Source organism: Pectobacterium punjabense (assembly GCF_012427845.1).
In the GTDB taxonomy this organism is placed as follows: domain Bacteria; phylum Pseudomonadota; class Gammaproteobacteria; order Enterobacterales; family Enterobacteriaceae; genus Pectobacterium; species Pectobacterium punjabense.
On record NZ_CP038498.1, the window covers coordinates 3,389,941 to 3,408,792 of the forward strand.

General features: G+C 52.2%; 20 protein-coding genes. 5 read left to right on the forward strand and 15 right to left on the reverse strand.

Annotated elements, in window-relative coordinates; genetic code table 11:
• Positions 1-123: 123 nt before the first annotated feature.
• Together rlmN and ndk are read right to left on the reverse strand one after the other, a co-directional pair.
• Positions 124-1,326: a dual-specificity RNA methyltransferase RlmN gene (gene rlmN / locus E2566_RS15420; protein ID WP_234258222.1), complete on the reverse strand. Its 1,203-nt coding sequence runs from the start codon at positions 1,324-1,326 to the stop codon at positions 124-126.
• A gap of 243 nt (positions 1,327-1,569) precedes the next feature.
• A complete protein-coding gene (gene ndk / locus E2566_RS15425) occupies positions 1,570-1,998 on the reverse strand; it encodes a nucleoside-diphosphate kinase (protein ID WP_005970161.1) in 429 nt (142 codons plus the stop codon).
• A gap of 461 nt (positions 1,999-2,459) precedes the next feature.
• Here ndk and sseA point away from each other — a divergent pair, with 461 nt between their 5' ends.
• Positions 2,460-3,329 (forward strand): 3-mercaptopyruvate sulfurtransferase, encoded by an 870-nt coding sequence (sseA, locus tag E2566_RS15430; RefSeq protein WP_107170454.1) that lies wholly within the window; start codon positions 2,460-2,462, stop codon positions 3,327-3,329.
• Positions 3,330-3,422: 93 nt separating this feature from the next.
• Here sseA and sseB read toward each other — a convergent pair whose 3' ends face one another.
• The 11 genes from sseB to trmJ all read right to left on the reverse strand — a co-directional run bounded on the left by sseB (position 3,423) and on the right by trmJ (position 12,471).
• The gene (gene sseB, locus E2566_RS15435) at positions 3,423-4,217 is read right to left on the reverse strand and encodes an enhanced serine sensitivity protein SseB (protein ID WP_107170453.1); all 795 of its coding nucleotides are present in this window, start codon (positions 4,215-4,217) and stop codon (positions 3,423-3,425) included.
• Positions 4,218-4,310: 93 nt separating this feature from the next.
• The gene (gene pepB / locus E2566_RS15440; protein WP_107170452.1) at positions 4,311-5,621 is read right to left on the reverse strand and encodes an aminopeptidase PepB; all 1,311 of its coding nucleotides are present in this window, start codon (positions 5,619-5,621) and stop codon (positions 4,311-4,313) included.
• 155 nt (positions 5,622-5,776) lie between these two features.
• The gene (iscX, locus tag E2566_RS15445; RefSeq protein ID WP_005970169.1) at positions 5,777-5,977 is read right to left on the reverse strand and encodes a Fe-S cluster assembly protein IscX; all 201 of its coding nucleotides are present in this window, start codon (positions 5,975-5,977) and stop codon (positions 5,777-5,779) included.
• A gap of 21 nt (positions 5,978-5,998) precedes the next feature.
• The gene (gene fdx / locus E2566_RS15450) at positions 5,999-6,334 is read right to left on the reverse strand and encodes an ISC system 2Fe-2S type ferredoxin (protein ID WP_014698950.1); all 336 of its coding nucleotides are present in this window, start codon (positions 6,332-6,334) and stop codon (positions 5,999-6,001) included.
• A 1-nt stretch (position 6,335) separates the two neighbouring features.
• Positions 6,336-8,186, reverse strand: coding sequence for a Fe-S protein assembly chaperone HscA (hscA, locus tag E2566_RS15455; protein WP_107170451.1), 1,851 nt, complete (start codon positions 8,184-8,186; stop codon positions 6,336-6,338).
• Between the two features lie 73 nt (positions 8,187-8,259).
• Complete coding sequence (gene hscB / locus E2566_RS15460; RefSeq protein ID WP_107170450.1) at positions 8,260-8,778, reverse strand: co-chaperone HscB; 519 nt, start codon at positions 8,776-8,778, stop codon at positions 8,260-8,262.
• A gap of 72 nt (positions 8,779-8,850) precedes the next feature.
• A complete protein-coding gene (iscA, locus tag E2566_RS15465; RefSeq protein ID WP_107170449.1) occupies positions 8,851-9,174 on the reverse strand; it encodes an iron-sulfur cluster assembly protein IscA in 324 nt (107 codons plus the stop codon).
• Positions 9,175-9,254: 80 nt separating this feature from the next.
• The gene (iscU, locus tag E2566_RS15470) at positions 9,255-9,641 is read right to left on the reverse strand and encodes a Fe-S cluster assembly scaffold IscU (RefSeq protein ID WP_005970177.1); all 387 of its coding nucleotides are present in this window, start codon (positions 9,639-9,641) and stop codon (positions 9,255-9,257) included.
• Positions 9,642-9,665: 24 nt separating this feature from the next.
• Complete coding sequence (locus E2566_RS15475; protein WP_107170448.1) at positions 9,666-10,880, reverse strand: IscS subfamily cysteine desulfurase; 1,215 nt, start codon at positions 10,878-10,880, stop codon at positions 9,666-9,668.
• 251 nt (positions 10,881-11,131) lie between these two features.
• Positions 11,132-11,626, reverse strand: coding sequence for a Fe-S cluster assembly transcriptional regulator IscR (gene iscR / locus E2566_RS15480; protein ID WP_107170447.1), 495 nt, complete (start codon positions 11,624-11,626; stop codon positions 11,132-11,134).
• Positions 11,627-11,745: 119 nt separating this feature from the next.
• On the reverse strand, positions 11,746-12,471 hold the full coding sequence (trmJ, locus tag E2566_RS15485) for a tRNA (cytosine(32)/uridine(32)-2'-O)-methyltransferase TrmJ (protein WP_107170446.1): 726 nt from the start codon (positions 12,469-12,471) through the stop codon (positions 11,746-11,748).
• Positions 12,472-12,613: 142 nt separating this feature from the next.
• Between trmJ and suhB the strand changes: the two genes are divergently transcribed.
• From suhB to E2566_RS15505, 4 genes are all read left to right on the forward strand, one after another.
• Entirely contained in the window at positions 12,614-13,417 is an 804-nt protein-coding gene (suhB, locus tag E2566_RS15490) for an inositol-1-monophosphatase (protein WP_107170445.1), read from the forward strand.
• A 155-nt stretch (positions 13,418-13,572) separates the two neighbouring features.
• On the forward strand, positions 13,573-14,691 hold the full coding sequence (locus E2566_RS15495; protein WP_107170444.1) for an ABC transporter substrate-binding protein: 1,119 nt from the start codon (positions 13,573-13,575) through the stop codon (positions 14,689-14,691).
• 6 nt (positions 14,692-14,697) lie between these two features.
• Positions 14,698-15,780: a FecCD family ABC transporter permease gene (locus E2566_RS15500; RefSeq protein WP_107170443.1), complete on the forward strand. Its 1,083-nt coding sequence runs from the start codon at positions 14,698-14,700 to the stop codon at positions 15,778-15,780.
• Positions 15,777-16,577, forward strand: a complete 801-nt coding sequence (locus E2566_RS15505; protein ID WP_107170442.1) for an ABC transporter ATP-binding protein — start codon at positions 15,777-15,779, stop codon at positions 16,575-16,577. The genes E2566_RS15500 and E2566_RS15505 overlap by 4 nt, the downstream gene beginning before the upstream one ends.
• A gap of 56 nt (positions 16,578-16,633) precedes the next feature.
• Here E2566_RS15505 and E2566_RS15510 read toward each other — a convergent pair whose 3' ends face one another.
• Both E2566_RS15510 and E2566_RS15515 read right to left on the reverse strand, forming a co-directional pair.
• Entirely contained in the window at positions 16,634-16,957 is a 324-nt protein-coding gene (locus tag E2566_RS15510) for a hypothetical protein (protein ID WP_107170441.1), read from the reverse strand.
• 87 nt (positions 16,958-17,044) lie between these two features.
• Positions 17,045-18,712: a methyl-accepting chemotaxis protein gene (locus E2566_RS15515; RefSeq protein ID WP_107170440.1), complete on the reverse strand. Its 1,668-nt coding sequence runs from the start codon at positions 18,710-18,712 to the stop codon at positions 17,045-17,047.
• Between the last annotated feature and the right edge of the window lie 140 nt (positions 18,713-18,852).

Below are 18,852 nucleotides of genomic sequence, written 5' to 3' on the forward strand. Positions count from 1 at the left end.
GAGTGGCAGTCAAGCCTCACAACAACGCGGCGCGCCTCGCAATTTGCCCACCGCGGCCCTAAAAATGACCTCGGCGGCAAGACCTTGGGTTAACGCCTCCGCATTAACCCGCGCCATTCGTTATCAGACCGCTTTCACCGCGATAGGTTCACCGGCCATTTTCTTCTTCAACGTACGCTTGGTTCTGTCCACGACTTCCCCCGCCAACTGACCGCAGGCAGCATCAATGTCATCCCCACGCGTTTTACGTACGATCGTCGTGAAACCATATTCCATCAGCACTTTGGAGAAACGGTCAACGCGGCTGTTTGAGCTGCGGCCATACGGCGCGCCCGGGAACGGGTTCCACGGAATCAGGTTGATCTTGCACGGCGTATCTTTCAGGCATTCAGCCAGTTGATGCGCATGCTCGGTGCCGTCATTGATATGATCCAGCATCACATACTCAACGGTAACGCGTCCCTGATTCGCATTGGATTTCTCCAGATAGCGGCGTACCGCGCTCAGGAACGTCTCGATGTTGTATTTTTTGTTGATCGGCATGATTTCGTTACGGATATCGTCTGTCGGCGCATGCAAAGAAATCGCCAGCGCAACATCAATCATATCGCCTAATTTATCCAATGCTGGCACCACACCAGACGTGGACAGCGTCACACGGCGCTTAGACAAACCAAAGCCGAAATCATCCAGCATAATTTCCATCGCTGGCACTACATTAGTCAAATTCAGCAGTGGTTCACCCATCCCCATCATCACCACGTTGGTGATCGGACGCTGACCAGTGACTTTAAAAGCACCAATGATCTTCGCTGCGCGCCACACCTGACCGATGATTTCCGATACGCGCAGGTTACGGTTAAAGCCCTGCTGGGCTGTTGAACAGAATTTACACTCCAGCGCACAGCCAACCTGAGAGGAGACGCACAGTGTGGCACGATCTTCTTCTGGAATATAAACCGTTTCGACCCGCTGACCGCCGACCAGAATCGCCCACTTAATCGTGCCGTCGGAAGAACGTTGCTCATCCACCACTTCGGGTGCACGAATCTCAGCGATTTCCTGCAATTTGGAACGGAAGACTTTATTGATATCCGTCATCTGGTTGAAGTCATCACAGCAGTAGTGATAGATCCATTTCATGACCTGATCGGCACGGAACGGCTTCTCTCCCATAGAGACGAAAAGATCGCGCATTTGCTGGCGGTTAAGATCAAGCAGGTTAATTTTTTCCGCACTGGTTTTAACGGATTGAGAAGCATCAGCAGATGCCGGGGAGAATTCAGACACGATAGTTTCAGACTCAGACACGATTTGCTTAGACATTGATAGATCCTGGCCTCGTTGTTACACGTTATGGCACTAAAAAAGAGGGTTGAATTCGATGGTAATGACCAAAGAAATGCCCCGGGCAAGTGCAGGCTCATCCGGGGCGCAGCATTGTACAAAGTTTAAAACAGGTAAGCTACCATCACTGCCTTTTTTCTGTGTCATCGCTTCAGCATCGCGCACTGACTCGTGAAAAAAGGGTCACATCATGAGTACTCACCTGCTATTACCCACGCAGAATTACGCGCGTGGGCAGATTTCATCTTCGCTAAAGAAATAAGCGATTTCACGCTGAGCAGACTCGATGGAATCGGAACCATGCACCGCGTTTGCCGTGAAGCTGTCGGCATAATCAGCACGCAGCGTTCCCGCCAACGCGTTAGCTGGGTTGGTGGCACCCATGATGTCACGGTTACGTTGGACGGCGTTTTCACCTTCCAGCGCCTGCACCATGATCGGGCCAGACATCATGAATTCAACCAGGCCATCAAAGAATGGCTTACCTTTATGCTCTGCGTAGAAACCTTCTGCCTGTTCACGGCTCAGACGCAACATTTTAGCCGCAACGATGGTAAAACCAGCGCTTTCAAAGCGTGCGTAAATCGCACCGATGGCATTCTTGGCAACCGCATTAGGTTTTACGATGGAGAAGGTACGTTCTATCGTCATATTGACCTCATTAACTAAACTATCAAATTACAGCCGGATTATAAGAATTATCTATATCCTAAATAATTCGAGTTGCAGGCAGGCGGCAATCGCACGAATCCCCAGGAGCTTACACCAGTAAGTGACTGGGGTGAGTAAGGGAAGCCAACGCACATGCAGCTTGAAGTATGACGGATATACCCAGCCAGTGAAGGTGGCGGAAATTATAGGGGTACTGGCCTTTATTGCCTACCAAGGAAATAACATTTTTATTAAAAAAATATTACCTCTTCTTTTCTCTTCATTAACGATCCAATTCTCAATGATTGACGCCAATCAGGATGGCTGGCTGCAATTAAAACAAGCATATACAAACAGCAGCATCCAATCATCCATGGCTTGTCGGATTAGGGAAAATCACTGACAATAACGCTATCATTGCACATCAGAGCTGAATCCCTCAGCTCTAGCGTGGAGGATCTATGTCAGCATCGTCTTCTGATTTGCCCATTTCTCATGAGCGGTTTGTCTCCGCAGACTGGCTTGCCAGCCGCCTGAATGATAGCAACATCACGCTTATTGACGCACGAATGCTACCACCGGGTAACGCTAGCCGTGATATTCATGCCGAATACCGCGACGGCCATTTGCCAGGCGCGGTTTTTTTTGACATTGAAGCCTTGTCCGATCACAGCACAGACCTGCCGCATATGATGCCAACTCGCGAAGATTTCGCACACGCGATGGGTGAACTGGGGATCGATAATCAGCAGCATCTGGTGATTTACGATGAAGGTAATCTCTTTTCCGCCCCCCGAGCCTGGTGGATGCTGCACACCTTCGGTGCCACATCGCTTTCTATTCTGAGCGGCGGGCTAGCAGGTTGGAAAGCGCAAGTCCTGCCACTAGAGCAAGGCAATGTCGTACGCAAGCCCGTCACGTTTCACGCTACTTTGGATGAAAATGCTATTCGCTCACGCGATGACGTGCTTTCAATCAGCCGGGATAAATCAGAACAGATTATCGATGCCCGACCCGCCCCGCGCTTTCATGCCGAAGTGGACGAGCCGCGCTCCGGCCTGCACCGTGGCCATATTCCCGGTAGCCTGAACGTGCCGTGGACCGATTTAGTGAATAACGGCACGTTGAAGCCCAATGCAGAACTGGCGACCATTTTGCATAAGCAGGGCGTGGATTTCACTCGCCCCATCGTCGCCAGCTGTGGTTCTGGCGTGACAGCGTGCGTCGTAGTATTAGCGCTGACGCAGTTAAATGTCCCTAATGTGACGTTATACGATGGGTCATGGAGCGACTGGGGTAGCCGCGATGATGTCCCGATTGCACGCGATTAATGCCGGGTGAGATTGTATCCAGCCGCGAATGGCAGCCAGGTGTAGAGCAGGCAACAGCGGAAAAAGCGTAATCCGCTGTCGCCGCCATGCCGATTACGCGTTGCCGGTGGCCTTAAACTCCCGCAGGAAACTGCCCCACTTGCGCTCGTAGAACGGCGTGGTGTGTTTAATCATGTAATGGCTGATGCCCGGCTCGCCGTCTTTCACCAGACACAAATCGACAGGACGATCGTCCGGTAAGGTATCGCTAGCGACATTGCCCGCCTCACGAATGATAGTTTCCTCGTCCCGATCGGCATCAATACCAATCAGCAGGTGCGGCTGTTCTTCACCGGGCTCCTGAATCTGTGCCAAAAACGCCCGTTTTACCTGACGGTGTTTGGCAAACAGCTGCGTTAGAGAATCAATCATCTGTGCTGGCATCTCGGCTGGCTGACTCAGCATCACCTGCATATCTTCTTCAACAACGCGCTGCTGAACAAAACCATTGCCTTCGCCAGACAGAATATGTTCAATTTCCTGCGGCAAAAATTCTTTGCCATACGGTAGTTTAGGATTAAGGAACAGCGTGACGCCCTGCGTCATTTCAAACAACGACCGCACTGGCAGTGCCAGAAAAGGGGCCTCTTCCGTAATCACGCTCTGTAACGCTTCCAGAGAAGAAAAGAAGGGAATGGCGGATGAACCATCGTCTTTTTCCCAGTGCTGGATGTTCACATTACTGCCCGCATGCAATACCACCTCACCGGATTCATCCCCGTCGTCGGTACTGCCCAGCACAAACACCGTGGCTTCCATCAGTTCACTGAAAAATTCAGGACGATGCGCCGGCTCTGTTGCGGCCAGAATCAGCACTTCTTCCAGTTTGTTACGTGGCGAAAACTCCATACGTTCCTCAACATGATTACGTTAAAAGCCGGCACGTTGAGGGCCGGCTTTATTCTCAATACATTCTGTAAATAGCAGATAAACCTGAAACAACTATTTGGCGTTGCTCAGCAGAAGATTCGCCAATGTGCGAACACCAAGCCCCGTCGCGCCAGTCGCCCACTGATCTACCGCGCTTTTGCGGTACGTTGCGGAACAGTCGATGTGCAGCCAGCCCTGCTGGTAATTTTTCACAAAATGCGACAGGAAAGCGGCGGCCGTGCTAGCACCGGCGGTGTGTGCACCGCTGGCAATATTGTTCAGATCGGCAAAGCTGGACGGCAGATGGCTGCGGTGGAACTCTTCCAGCGGCAAGCGCCAGAACGGCTCATTTTCTTCTTTCGCACTTTCCTGCAATGCCGCTACTAGCTCATCATCAAAGCTAAACAGCGCGTGATAATCATTGCCTAACGCCATTTTCGCAGCCCCCGTCAACGTGGCACAATCAATAATCCACTGCGGATTCTGCTCGGAAGCATCGATAAGGCCATCCGCCAATACCAGACGTCCTTCCGCATCGGTGTTCATCACTTCAACCGTTTTGCCGTTACGGTAGCGAATAATATCGCCCAGACGGAATGCATTACCGCTCACCATATTGTCTGCACAGCACAGATACAGCTTCACGCGTTGTTGTAAACCGCGCGACGCCGCCAGCGCCAGTGCGCCAGTCAGGGTGGCTGCGCCGCCCATGTCTGACTTCATAGAATCCATAGAGCCGCTAGGCTTCAGGCTATAGCCGCCGGTATCAAACGTAATACCTTTACCCACCAAGCAGGCGAACACCGGTGCATCCGGGTTACCCGTCGGGTTATAGTCCAGCGCCAGCAGCACGGGCTGACGTTCAGAACCGCGACCGACCGTGTGCAGACCGGCATAATTCTGTTCGCGCAGATCTTCACCTTTGGTGATGCGGTAGCTGACAGCATCACACGCAACCTCACACAGCAGGTCGACCGCACGGGTCGCCAACTGCTCTGGCCCCAGATCTTCAGCAGGCAGGTTGATGGTATCACGCACCCAGTCAACAATTTTCAGGCGATCGTTCAGCTCTTTCTTATCAGCGTCGTTCAGTTCAGCCCATTCAACCGTTCTTTGCCCTTTCGGCCCACGATAGCCCTGCCAGAATGCCCAGCTGTTTGCCAGATCCCAACCTTCCCCCGCCAACGTAACGTGTTTAATCCCCTGCCCATCGATTTTACGGGCGGCACGCTGGATCGTGGCCAAGGCAGCTTTGCCATTCAGCGACGTCGACCCAACATGAATGGTAAAGCCCTGCTCATTCACACTCAGCGTCGCTTTTTCTCCCCAGCGCGCGTCAGCAGGTTGCGTGGAGAGTGAAATCAGCATGGTATTGTTCGTCATAGTGCTTCTCCGATAATGGGTATTCCTGCCACTTTTCATGTTTGCAGGTGCTTTTCATATTTTTGCAGATAAATAAACGGTGCATGATGACATGAAAATATTACGAATTTTGGCACGGAAATAAAATGGGCCACCCAAGGCAGCCCGTCATAATGTTAGTCGGCTTCATCTAACCAGACCAGCAGGATCGCTTCCAGAATTTTTTCGTTGGAGGCGTCCGGCCGATCGTCAAATTCATCCAGTTCGCAGATCCACTGGTGCATATCCGTGAAACGTACCGTTTTCGGATCGAGATCGGGAAACTGGTCGTAAAGCGCTTCGCCGATCGCCCGACTGTCCGTCCATTTTAGTCCCATAATTCTTCCTCTCTATTCAGATCAATGCTCACGCGCATGATTGATCGTATAGCGCGGGATCTCGACAACCAGATCGTCTCCAGCAACACGCGCCTGACAGCCCAGACGGCTTTCCGGTTCCAGCCCCCAAGCCTTATCCAGCATGTCGTCCTCTTCTTCCGTGCTTTCCGCCAGCGAATCAAAGCCTTCGCGCACAATACAGTGGCACGTGGTGCAGGCACAGGATTTCTCGCAGGCATGTTCAACGTCAATACCGTTACGCAAGGCCACTTCCAAAATACTTTCGCCGCGCTCCGCTTCCAAAACCGCGCCTTCAGGACACAGATCCTGATGCGGTAAAAAAACTATCTTAGGCATGTTACACCTCATCCACAGAATGACCTGCCAGCGCGCGACGGATAGAGGCATCCATGCGGCGGGCGGCGAATTCCTGGGTTTGTTGATCAACTGTTTTAATCGCGGCTTCAATTGCCACGGGATCGCTGCCCTGCATCATCGTATGCAGATGTTCGGATGCCGCAGCAATGACGCCTTTTTCGTCATTGCTCAATAATTCCGCATCGGCCGCCAGCGCAGTTTGTAAACTTTCCAGCACGCGAGCCGCCTCCACTTTTTGCTCTGCCAAACGACGCGCGCCGACGTCTTCCTTCGCGTTCAGCATCGAATCGGTGATCATCGTGGCAATTTCCGTGTCGCTCAAACCGTACGACGGCTTAACCTGAATGGATGCCTCGACACCCGTCGATTTCTCCATCGCCGTCACGCTCAGCAGGCCATCTGCATCAACCTGAAAAGTCACGCGGATGTGAGCCCCACCGGCAGGCAGCGGCGGCAGACCGCGCAGCGAAAAACGCGCCAGCGAACGGCAATCCGCCACCATTTCACGCTCACCCTGCAAAACGTGGATCATCATGCCGCTCTGACCATCTTTAAACGTCGTGAATTCTTGAGCACGGGCAACGGGGATCGTGGTATTGCGTGGAATGATTTTTTCCACCAGCCCGCCCATCGTTTCAAGACCCAGCGACAAAGGGATCACATCCAGCAGCAGCATTTCACTGTCTGGCTTGTTGCCCACCAGAATATCCGCCTGGATTGCCGCACCGATCGCCACGACCTTGTCTGGATCGATCGACGTCAGCGGTGTACGACCAAAAAACGTTCCCACTTGCTCACGCACCAGCGGAACACGCGTCGATCCGCCGACCATTACCACTTCCAGCACGTCTTCTGCCGTCAGCCCCGCGTCTTTCAGCGTACGGCGGCAGGACAGTAATGTGCGCTTCACCAACGGAGCAATCAGTGCATCAAGCTGTTCACGGGTGATCGTCCCCTGCCAACCTGCGACATCCACACCTATCGCATCAGCGCTGCTGAGTGCAACTTTAGCCTTCACCGCCGCGTGGCGAAAAGCATGATCTAACTGAAGATCGTCACGATCGTGAATGCCCGCCTGCTCACGCAGCCACTCCGCCAGCAGATGATCGAAATCATCACCGCCCAGCGCAGAATCACCGCCCGTTGCCAGCACCTCAAAAACGCCGCGGCTCAGGCGCAGAATGGAAATATCAAAGGTACCACCGCCCAGATCGTAAATGGCGATCACGCCCTCTTTACCGGAATCCAGCCCGTAGGCAATCGCGGCCGCTGTCGGTTCATTGAGCAAGCGCAAGACGTGCAGCCCGGCAAGGCGCGCCGCGTCTTTGGTGCCCTGACGCTGTGCGTCATCGAAATAGGCAGGAACGGTAATCACCACGCCATCAGGCACGCCGCCTAACGCCGCTTCTGCACGCGCAGCCAGCGCGGACAAAATATCCGCCGAGACTTGTACAGGATTGAGATTGCCAGCCGAGGTCTGAATCAGCGGCAGGCCGTTATCGCTGGCATGAAAGCGATACGGTAAATGCGGATAGCGCTGCTGAATATCGGCCAGAGAACGTCCCATCAGACGCTTTACTGAACGAATCGTATTTTCCAGATCGTGAGCAGCATTGTCGCGTGCTTGCCAGCCCACACTGTGACCATCGCAATGGTAGTGAACGACTGACGGCAGCAGATCGCGCCCGTCGCTATCCGTCAGCGTTTGAGCTTCGCCGCTGCGCACGGTGGCAACGAGCGAATGGGTGGTGCCTAAGTCAATACCGACAGCCAGACGCCGCTGGTGCGGTGCGGCACTGAGGCCAGGCTCACTAATTTGTAATAAGGCCATATTGAGCTTCCATCAATTGGCTGGCGAAAAACTGAATGGTCATTACCACCGAATTTCCCGCCGGATTAACCAGTTATCTGTCCAGCAATTGTTCTTCGAGTTCTTCAACCTGTTGCTGGAGCTTGTCTAAAAAGCGTAGCTTGCGCACGGTGTCTGCGGCGTCTGCCCACGTCTCATTATCGAGTGCATCACGCATATGAGAATGACGTATAGCGATAGCAGCCTGTAACCGCTCGGCAAAGGCCGTCAGCACCTCATCTGCATCAGCTCGCTGTGAGATCGCGTCCAATTCTTCGCGCAGTTCCAGCTGTTCCATCAGGAATGCTGTGTCCTTCATCGTGTGCTGTTCGTTGTTCACATCAAAACCGTGCAGCGACAGCATGTACTCCGCACGTTTCAGCGGATGCTTGAGCGCCTGATAGGCGTTATTAATCGTCGCCGCCTGTTGCACCGCCAGCATGCGCTCGCGTTCTGGGCTGGTAGCATAGCGGTCAGGATGAAACTGACGCTGCAAGTCCTGAAAACGGGATGCAAGCAGGCCGCCATCCACGTCATAGCGAATCGGCAGCCCGAATAACGTAAAGTAATCCATAGTGGTACTCTGGGAGTGCTGGGTAGTCGCGCTTGCCATCCATTGATAGCACACTCAACTACCCAAGAGGGGTCAGACGTTGAAACTTTCGCCGCAACCACATTCGCCGGTAATGTTAGGATTATTGAACTTAAAGCCTTCGTTCAACCCTTCCTTAACGAAATCCAATTCAGTTCCGTCAAGATAGACTAGGCTTTTACCGTCCACGATGACCTTCACGCCTTTGTCTTCAAAGACCGTGTCACCGTCGTTCAAGTCATCCACAAATTCCAACACATACGCCATCCCAGAACAGCCGGATGTCCGTACGCCAAGACGCAGCCCAAGGCCTTTGCCCCGGTTTACGATGAAAGCACTTACGCGTTGTGCCGCACTTTCGCTCAGAGAAATCGACATACTGTTACCTCGATCGTTCGCCAGCTCGACAGGAACAGGCACCGAGAGACACGGTGCCCCGACGAGCTCAGCCGCAGAGATTACTGCGCGTCGCGTTTACTTTTGTAATCCGCAATCGCTGCCTTGATAGCGTCTTCCGCCAGGATGGAGCAGTGAATCTTCACTGGCGGTAGCTCAAGCTCTTCGGCAATCTGCGTGTTCTTAATCGCTTCAGCTTCATTCAGCGATTTGCCTTTTACCCACTCTGTGACCAGCGAGCTGGAGGCAATGGCAGAACCACAACCATATGTCTTGAAGCGGGCATCTTCGATGATACCCTCATTGTTGACTTTTATCTGCAACTTCATCACATCGCCGCACGCTGGCGCGCCGACCATGCCGCTGCCGATAGAAGGATCGGCGTTGTCAAATGAACCCACGTTGCGTGGATTTTCATAGTGATCAATTACTTTTTCGCTGTAAGCCATGATAGTCGTCCCCAAACTGGTGAATTAATGATGCGCCCACTCGATGCTGCTGATATCCACGCCCTGTTTGAACATTTCCCACAGCGGAGAAAGATCGCGCAGACGACCGATGGATTTACGTACCAGCTCGATGGTGTAGTCGATCTCTTCTTCGGTGGTAAAACGTCCCAGCGAGAAACGGATCGAGCTATGTGCCAGCTCATCATTCATGCCCAGCGCACGTAACACGTAGGAGGGCTCCAGACTGGCCGACGTACAGGCAGAACCGGACGATACCGCCAGATCCTTGAGCGCCATAATCAGCGATTCACCTTCAACATAGTTGAAGCTGACGTTCAGGATCGTGGACACACCCTGCTCGATATCACCATTCAGGTAGACTTCTTCAATATCATTAATACCGTTCCACAGACGGTCGCGCAGCGCACGCAGGCGATCCATTTCTGCGGTCATCTCTTCTTTCGCAATGCGGTAGGCTTCACCCATGCCGACAATCTGGTGCACAGGCAAGGTGCCAGAACGCATGCCGCGCTCATGGCCGCCGCCGTGCATCTGCGCTTCGAGACGAATACGGGGTTTACGACGAACATACAGGGCTCCGATCCCTTTCGGCCCATAGATTTTATGGCCGGAGAAAGACATCAGATCCACTTTTAACTGGTTCAGATCGATAGGCAGTTTGCCTACGCTCTGTGTGGCATCGACGTGGAACACGATACCGCGGCTACGGCACATCTCGCCGATCGTTTCGATATCCTGCACAACGCCAATTTCATTATTGACGTGCATGATAGAAACCAGAATGGTGTCCTCACGCATTGCGGCTTCGAGTTCAGCCAGATCGATAATGCCATTACGCTGCGGGGCCAGATAAGTCACCTCGAAGCCTTCGCGTTCAAGCTGACGACAGGTATCCAGCACGGCTTTGTGCTCGGTCTTGCTGGTGATGATGTGCTTGCCCTTCTTCTGATAGAAGTTGGCAGCACCTTTAATCGCGAGGTTATCGGCTTCGGTCGCGCCTGACGTGAAGACGATCTCACGCGGGTCGGCACCAACCAGCTCAGCAATTTGGTTACGGGCGATATCAACCGCCTCTTCCGCCTGCCAGCCAAAACGGTGGGAACGGGAAGCCGGGTTACCGAACGTACCGTCCAACGTCAAACACTGCATCATTTTCTCAGCGACGCGCGGGTCAACCGGCGTGGTAGCTGAATAATCGAGATAGATAGGTAACTTCATTGCTCATAAACTCCGTACATCACTTCAAAACGTACAATGCGTTTTGTTTTATTGACAGGCTGTTTATACCCGCAACCTCTCGGGCCAATGCAAAAAATCTGACGATGTTATCGTTGGCACAATCTATCGTCAGAACACGCCGTGACAGTCGGACTAACGCCAACACCACATTGGGCAATGTGGTCAGGATTATGCAGCTATCAGAAAGGCAAAACGTGACGAGTAAAGATGCTCGTCACATTGAAGGTGTATCAGGCGCGCAGGTTAACGTTGATCGTTTCCTGAATACGTCCATTGGCGGTGCGGCGAATGTCAGCATCCTGACGATCGGCAACGTTCAGCACTTCCTTATTATTCACCAGCTCATCCAGCGTGATGTTATTCAGGAAGTCGGTAATACGGTCGCTCAGATCGCGCCACAGCGTGTGCGTCAGGCAACGATCGCCACCCTGGCAGCCTTCGCGACCCTGACAGCGCGTTGCATCAACGGACTCATCGACCGCAGAAATAACCATACCAACGGCGATTTCATTCGCGTTTTTACCCAGCAGATAACCACCGCCCGGGCCACGAACGCTGGCAACCAACCCATTTTTACGCAGGCGTGAAAACAACTGCTCCAGATAAGACAGTGAAATGCCTTGGCGCTCAGAAATATCCGCTAAGGGAACTGGGCCTTCCTGGGAGTGCAGAGCCACATCGAGCATGGCGGTAACGGCGTAACGGCCTTTGGATGTCAGTCTCATGATAGTGGTACCTGTAGGTAAAACATGTATTATGAAAACATGTATTGGCAGAACATATCGCGAGTCTGACATTCCCGAGTGTTTTAGTCAACTATTTAACCGAGTAAAATACTCAAGTATTATTCGTCGTGGTTTTTTTGTACCGAACTCAGTATCCCACGCAAGATGTTAAGTTCCTGCGCTTCAGGCCTGGCGCGGGTAAACAGGCGACGCAGCTTGTTCATCACCTGCCCTTGATGTGCTGGTCGGATAAATCCGGTTTGCAGCAATGTCTCTTCAAGATGCTGATAAAAGCGCTCCAGATCGTCGACCAGCGGATACGGTGACTCTTCGTGTTCCGGCTTACCGGCCTGTAACCGATCCAAATGCGCGATACGCACTTCATAAGCAATAATCTGCACCGCCATCGCCAGATTCAACGAGCTGTATTCCGGGTTTGCGGGAATCGCCACGTGGTAATGGCATTTTTGCAGTTCATCATTCGTTAGCCCGACACGCTCACGCCCAAACACCAATGCTACCGGTGCGTGCTCCGCTTCCTGCGCGCTGCGAACGCCACACTCGCGCGGGTCCAGCATCGGCCAAGGCAAGGTACGAGAACGTGCGCTGGTGCCAACGACCAGACTACACCCTTCAAGCGCCTGATCGAGCGAATCAACAATCGTAGCGTTACCAATGACATCACTGGCACCAGCCGCCAGCGCAATCGCCTGCGAATCAGGCTTAACCAGCGGATTGACCAAATAAAGTTTGCTTAATCCCATGGTTTTCATCGCCCTGGCCACCGACCCCATATTGCCAGTGTGCGACGTTTCAACCAGAACAATGCGAATATTGTCTAACATATGTACTCTGTTGTGCGAAAAGGAAGAAGAAGTCGTGTGAAAAGGAAAGTGCCATACCTTAACACAAACTTAGCTATTTTACTTTTCCACTGCTATACTCTGCGCCGCTTTCCGTTCTTTAACATTCCAGTGGACCGATACCATGCATCCGATGCTCAACATCGCTATACGCGCTGCGCGTAAAGCCGGTAATTTGATTGCCAAAAACTATGAAACGCCAGACGCCGTCGAAGCTAGCCAAAAAGGCAGCAACGATTTTGTGACTAACGTCGATCGTGATGCAGAACGTCTGATCATTGAAGTCATCCGCAAGTCTTACCCACAGCACACCATTATTGGTGAAGAATGTGGCGAGCTGGCAGGTGAAGATCCGGCAGTACAATGGGTTATCGATCCTCTGGATGGCACCACCAACTTCATCAAACGTTTACCTCACTTCGCCGTTTCTATCGCGGTTCGCATTAAAGGCCGTACTGAAGTTGCCGTTGTTTATGATCCTATGCGTAATGAACTGTTTAGTGCTACCCGTGGTCAGGGTGCGCAGTTGAACGGCTATCGTCTGCGCAGCAGCACTGCCCGCGATCTGGACGGTACCGTGCTGGCAACCGGCTTTCCTTTCAAATTAAAACAACACAGCAAAAGTTATATCAATGTCATCGGCGCGCTGTTCACCCAGTGTGCGGATTTCCGTCGCACGGGTTCTGCTGCACTGGATCTCGCCTATGTAGCCGCGGGTCGCGTTGACGGTTTCTTTGAAATCGGCCTGAAGCCGTGGGATTTTGCGGGTGGTGAACTGCTAGTGCGCGAAGCTGGCGGGATCGTGACAGACTTCGTTGGTGCTCATAACTATATGACGTCTGGCAATCTGGTTGCAGGTAATCCGCGAGTGGTTAAAGCGATTCTGGGCACCATTCGTGAAGAACTGAGTGACGCGCTGAAACGCTAATCTCAACCAACTCCGGCTCACCCACATAAAAATGAAATTGGGTCGGAGTTGTTATTTTTCTTTACATATGAATCCTGTATACGCATTGTTTATCCTTATACGATAATAATTATCAAACTCATTTCTCTGATAAATTGTGAATTAGGATCGCCACCATGTTAAGAAAATCAGTAAGATCGCTCTTTCTGACCGCATTACTCTCCGCTCCACTTTTCAGCTATGCCACCCAATATCCTCTTACCGTTACCGACTTTGATGGCAGAAGTGTCACCATTCAACAAGAGCCGCAGCGCATCATTCTGCAAGACGGGCGTGATATTATGGCGATGGCTCTGCTTGACCGCGATAATCCCTTTCAGCGTCTGGTTGCCTGGAACAATCTGGCAAAAAAACAGGACACCGCAACCTGGGACATGCTGAAAGGAAAATGGCCTCAGTCCGTCGGCATTCTGGATATGGGCTTCAGTGACAAAGGTAACGTCGATCTAGAAAGCGTACTGTCAAAACAGCCGGATCTGATGATTGCCCAACTGCGTGCCAAAGCGGCACTGAAGGAAAGCGGCGTGATCGACAAGCTCAGCGCGCTGAATATTCCCGTCCTGTTTGTCGATTATGAAGTGAATCCGGCAAAAGATACCGCCCCCAGCATCGATCTATTGGGGAAAGTGCTAAACCGCGAAGCCAATGCCAAAGCGTATACCGATTTCTATCGTCAGCACTTCGATGCCATTCAGCAGAAAACCGCCGCGATAACCCCGAAACCCAGCGTCTTTGTTGAGCCGATTGCCGGTAACTCAGATTCTTGCTGTTTCACACACAGCAACAGCGGCTGGGGAGGCTTAGTTGAAGCCGTCGGCGCGAAAAACATCGGTTCAGATTTGCTGCCGGGCGCAACGGGTTTTGTCTCGCTGGAAAAAATCATCAGCATGAAACCTGATGTCTACATTATGACGGGTTCTAAACGTGGCAATAGTCAGGTACTGCCGTTAGGCTATGGCGCTAGCGTAGAAGACGTTCGCAATCAGGCTAATGTGCTACTAAGCCGCACCGGTATTAGCCAAATTCCAGCGGTTCAGGCGAAACATGTCTATGGCGTTTACCACCATTTTTACAACCATCCCTACAACATTGTCGGTATGGAATATCTGGCAAAAGATATTTATCCTCAGGCGCTTACCAGCCTGAATCCTGATGACACGTATCACCATATCATTCAGAATTTTACCTCGCTGCCCGACAGTGACTTTATCTTTGCCTGGAAACAAGGTGAGTAATTTTTAATGAGTACAACCACTGAACCGGGTATCCGCAATACTGCCGCGGATGCCAACACCGTTATGGACAACTATCGCGCCATCATCCGACGCCGCGTGGGTGTTATGGCGATACTGCTGTTGATCATCATCGGCTCGTTGTTGCTGGATTTCACGATGGGGCCTTCGGGGCTAACGCTTGATGTGCTCTGGAACACGCTGACCGATCCGGCCAGCGCTGATGCAGGTACGCGCGTGATTGTCTGGGATATTCGTCTGCCTTACGCACTGATGGCGATTATTGTCGGCCTGGCGCTCGGCCTGGCTGGCGCAGAGATGCAAACCATCCTGAATAACCCGTTGGCCAGTCCGTTTACGCTCGGCGTTTCTTCCGCCGCCGCATTCGGCGCCGCGTTGGCGATCGTGCTCGGTATCGGTATCCCTGGCATCCCGGCTCAGTGGTTTATTTCTGCAAATGCCTTTATCTTTGCGCTGTTGGCAGCATTGCTGCTTGATGGCATCACGCGCTGGACGCAGGTCGCCACATCAGGCGTCGTGCTGTTCGGTATCGCATTGGTGTTTACCTTCAATGCACTGGTTTCCATGCTCCAGTTCATCGCTAACGAAGACACGCTGCAAGGGTTGGTGTTCTGGACGATGGGCAGTCTGGCTCGTGCATCGTGGGAAAAATTGGGCATCCTGCTGCTGGTACTTGTCGTTGTTATGCCCATTTCGCTGATGAGCTCATGGAAACTCACCGCACTGCGACTGGGTGAGGATCGTGCCGTCAGCTTCGGCATTAACGTGCGCCGCCTGCGTCTGGCGACGCTGCTGCGCATCAGTATTTTATCCGCTATTTCGGTCGCATTCGTTGGCCCTATCGGCTTTATCGGCCTAGTGGCTCCACATATCGCACGAATGATTTTTGGTGAAGACCACCGCTTCTATCTGCCTGCCAGTGCGTTAACTGGCGCACTGGTACTGTCGATGGCCTCTGTCGCCTCGAAAAACCTGATTCCCGGCGTCATTATTCCGGTCGGCATCGTCACCTCACTGGTTGGCGTACCTTTCTTCCTGAGTATTATTTTGCGCCACAGAGGGAACGTATGAGTCAGCAAAACCCATCTGGATTACGACTTTCCCATTTTCGTGCGGGTTACCCCAAACGTCAGGTGATTCGCGATCTGTCAGTACCACAACTGCCACGCGGGAAAATTACCGTGCTGCTCGGCCCCAACGGCAGCGGCAAATCCACCCTGCTGCGTGCCATGGCAGGCCTGAACCCTTCAGAAGGCGAACTGTGGTTGGATGACACCAACCTGATGACCTTGCCATTCGCTCAGCGGGCGGAAAAGGTCGTTTATCTGCCGCAGTCCTTGCCCGCAGGCGTTCACCTGCACGTACTGGAATCGATTATCGTCGCACAGCGTGCTTCCGGCGGCATGCATAGCGCCGAAAAGCAGGATGAAGTCATGACCCTGCTGCGTCAGTTGGGCATTGAGCATCTGGCGTTAAGCTACCTCGATCAGCTCTCCGGCGGTCAGAAGCAGCTGGTTGGGTTAGCACAATCGCTGATCCGTCAACCCTCACTGCTCTTGCTCGACGAACCGCTCAGCGCGTTGGATCTGAATTATCAATTCCACGTAATGGATTTGGTACGCAAGGAGACGCGGAAGCGCAACATCATTACTGTCGTGGTGGTGCATGACATCAATATCGCGCTGCGTCATGGCGATCACGTGTTGATGCTACAAAATGGCAACCTGATTGCTGATGGTGCGCCTGCGGAAGTGATTAGCCCCGAAAGCCTGTCAGCGGTCTATGGCGTACGCGGACGTATTGAGCGCTGTTCGCAGGGTGTACCGCAGGTGATTATCGACGGACTGGTCAGCGAACCGACCATCTAAATGATGAGCCATTCGAATAACCTCCGGTAAGCGAATGCCCCGGAGGCATAATACTGCTAGTGTAAACGCTCACTTCCCAACATATCGCGCATGTTCGTCAGCATGTTCTCAAACAAACGTAATGCCAACCCAACGCTGTTTACGTTGTAGTACAGCGCCGCATCATGATGCTTTAAATAACTCTCAAACTCCGGTTTATCGATCAATTTATAAATAGCCGTAAATCGCAGGATCAGATGGCTGCAATTATTGAGATACAAATCAAGCGTACGGTAATCGCTTTTCATCAATTGAGTCAGTAGCACAGTCATATGCTCGAATTCCGTCAACAGTGACGCATAATCTCCCAAATTTTCAGCGCTGTGCTCGGTCGATTTCATACTGTCATCTCCCTTTATCCTTTCGCCATCCGGCATAGGATTCTATGGCCGCGTACAGCCTCACAGCACAACACGCGGCTTAATAGATCAGAAACGCTGCCAATCTCCTTCATCCTGAGCAGCAGCGTTTTTTTTCTTCGCGGGGGCGAGACGAGGTACCGATAGGCCAGACGGTACAGAGGCAAGAGCAGGGGTCAACGCCGATGGCGTAATTTGCCCCACAATAAATTGCCCCACCAGTTGGCTCAACGTGCTTGCCTGCTCCTGCAACGACTGCGAGGCAGCGGACGCTTCTTCGACCAATGAGGCGTTTTGCTGGGTCACATCATCCATCTGGTTAACGGCCTGATGCACCTGACTGATCCCCTGACTTTGCTCTTCCGTCGCCGCAGCGATTTCGTTCACCAAATCCGTTACCTGCTGGATCGCATCCTTCATTGCCGCCATGTTTTTCCCCACATCACTGGCTTGTTCAACCCCTGCCGATACCAGTGAGTTTGAGGCATCAATCAAATCTTTGATCTCACGGGCTGCCGTAGACGAACGCTGTGCTAGCGTGCGCACTTCTCCTGCTACCACCGCAAAACCGCGACCTTGTTCACCCGCACGCGCGGCTTCTACCGCCGCATTCAGGGCAAGGATGTTGGTCTGAAACGCAATACCTTCGATAAGCGCAATGATGTCGGTAATCTTGCCTGAGCTAGTACGAATATGTTCCATCGTACTCAGCATCGTACTGACTGAATCGGCACTATTGATAGAAATCCGGCTAGCATTGCCCGCCAATAGGCTGGCCTGCTGCGTGTTCTCCGCATTCTGGCGTACCGTTTCGCTGATTTCCGTCATACTGGCAGCAGTTTGTTCCAGCGAAGCAGCCTGTTCTTCCGTGCGGGATGACAGATCTTCATTCCCCGCCGCAATCTGCGTCGCCGCGCTGCTCACCGACTGCGATGATGCACTCACCGAAGCCAGCGCTGAGGATACCCGCTGCATCAGACTGTTAAAGGCACGGGCGGTATTTCCCACTTCATCCTTGCGCCGATCGTCCGCTTGAATCGTCAGGTCGAGATGGGTACTAACGCTTTCCATCGTCTGACTCATGTTATTCAAACTTTTTCTAATGCCCAGGATGGTTCGCACCGCGAAAAAGCCGATCAGCAACACGATCAACAACGTGCCGGACAGCAAACCAAACCACGTTTGTTCATAGATCTGTTGATTCACCTGACGCAGGTCATCGCCAATCTTGATATTAAGATCAAACTGTTTGCGATAGTTGGCGATCAAATTACGTACGGCCTCACCTGGCCCTCCCATGCCCTGGAGAAGGCCAAGCGCAGTGTCATTTTGATTTGCACGTGATGCATTCAAAAAGGCAGGCAGTGAAGCCTGCAATTTTCCGATGAGATCGATAGCCTTGTTTGTCAGTTGAAGATCTTCTTCGCTCGAGACGTCATTTTTCAGGTAATACTCATTGAGCGCCTTCAACTCTTCGATGGTTTTAGTGATGTCCTGCTCGATCGCAGGCAGCTTACGATCGTCATCCGTGGTCTGATGACGATACAAAAAAAGCACCAGCGAATTACTTTTATCTACCAGACTATTTAAATCTTTAATGCTCGGAATTGCATTGTCCTGAACGTATTCAAAACGAGACTGGAACCCTGATAATAGTGATAAAGTGACGATAACCAATGAGATAAGTGCTAGCGACATTAACGAAAACGTCAACAGCAGGCGTTGCGTGATATTCATAAACCGCTCCATTTTAAATTTTTATACTGCATATTTTCCTGATTCGGGGATGTCACATCGGCAACATCCCGTTCTTACATGTCACTGAGTGCAGATCAGGCATGCTTTTACCACGCTCAGTTATCGGCAAACCCACAATG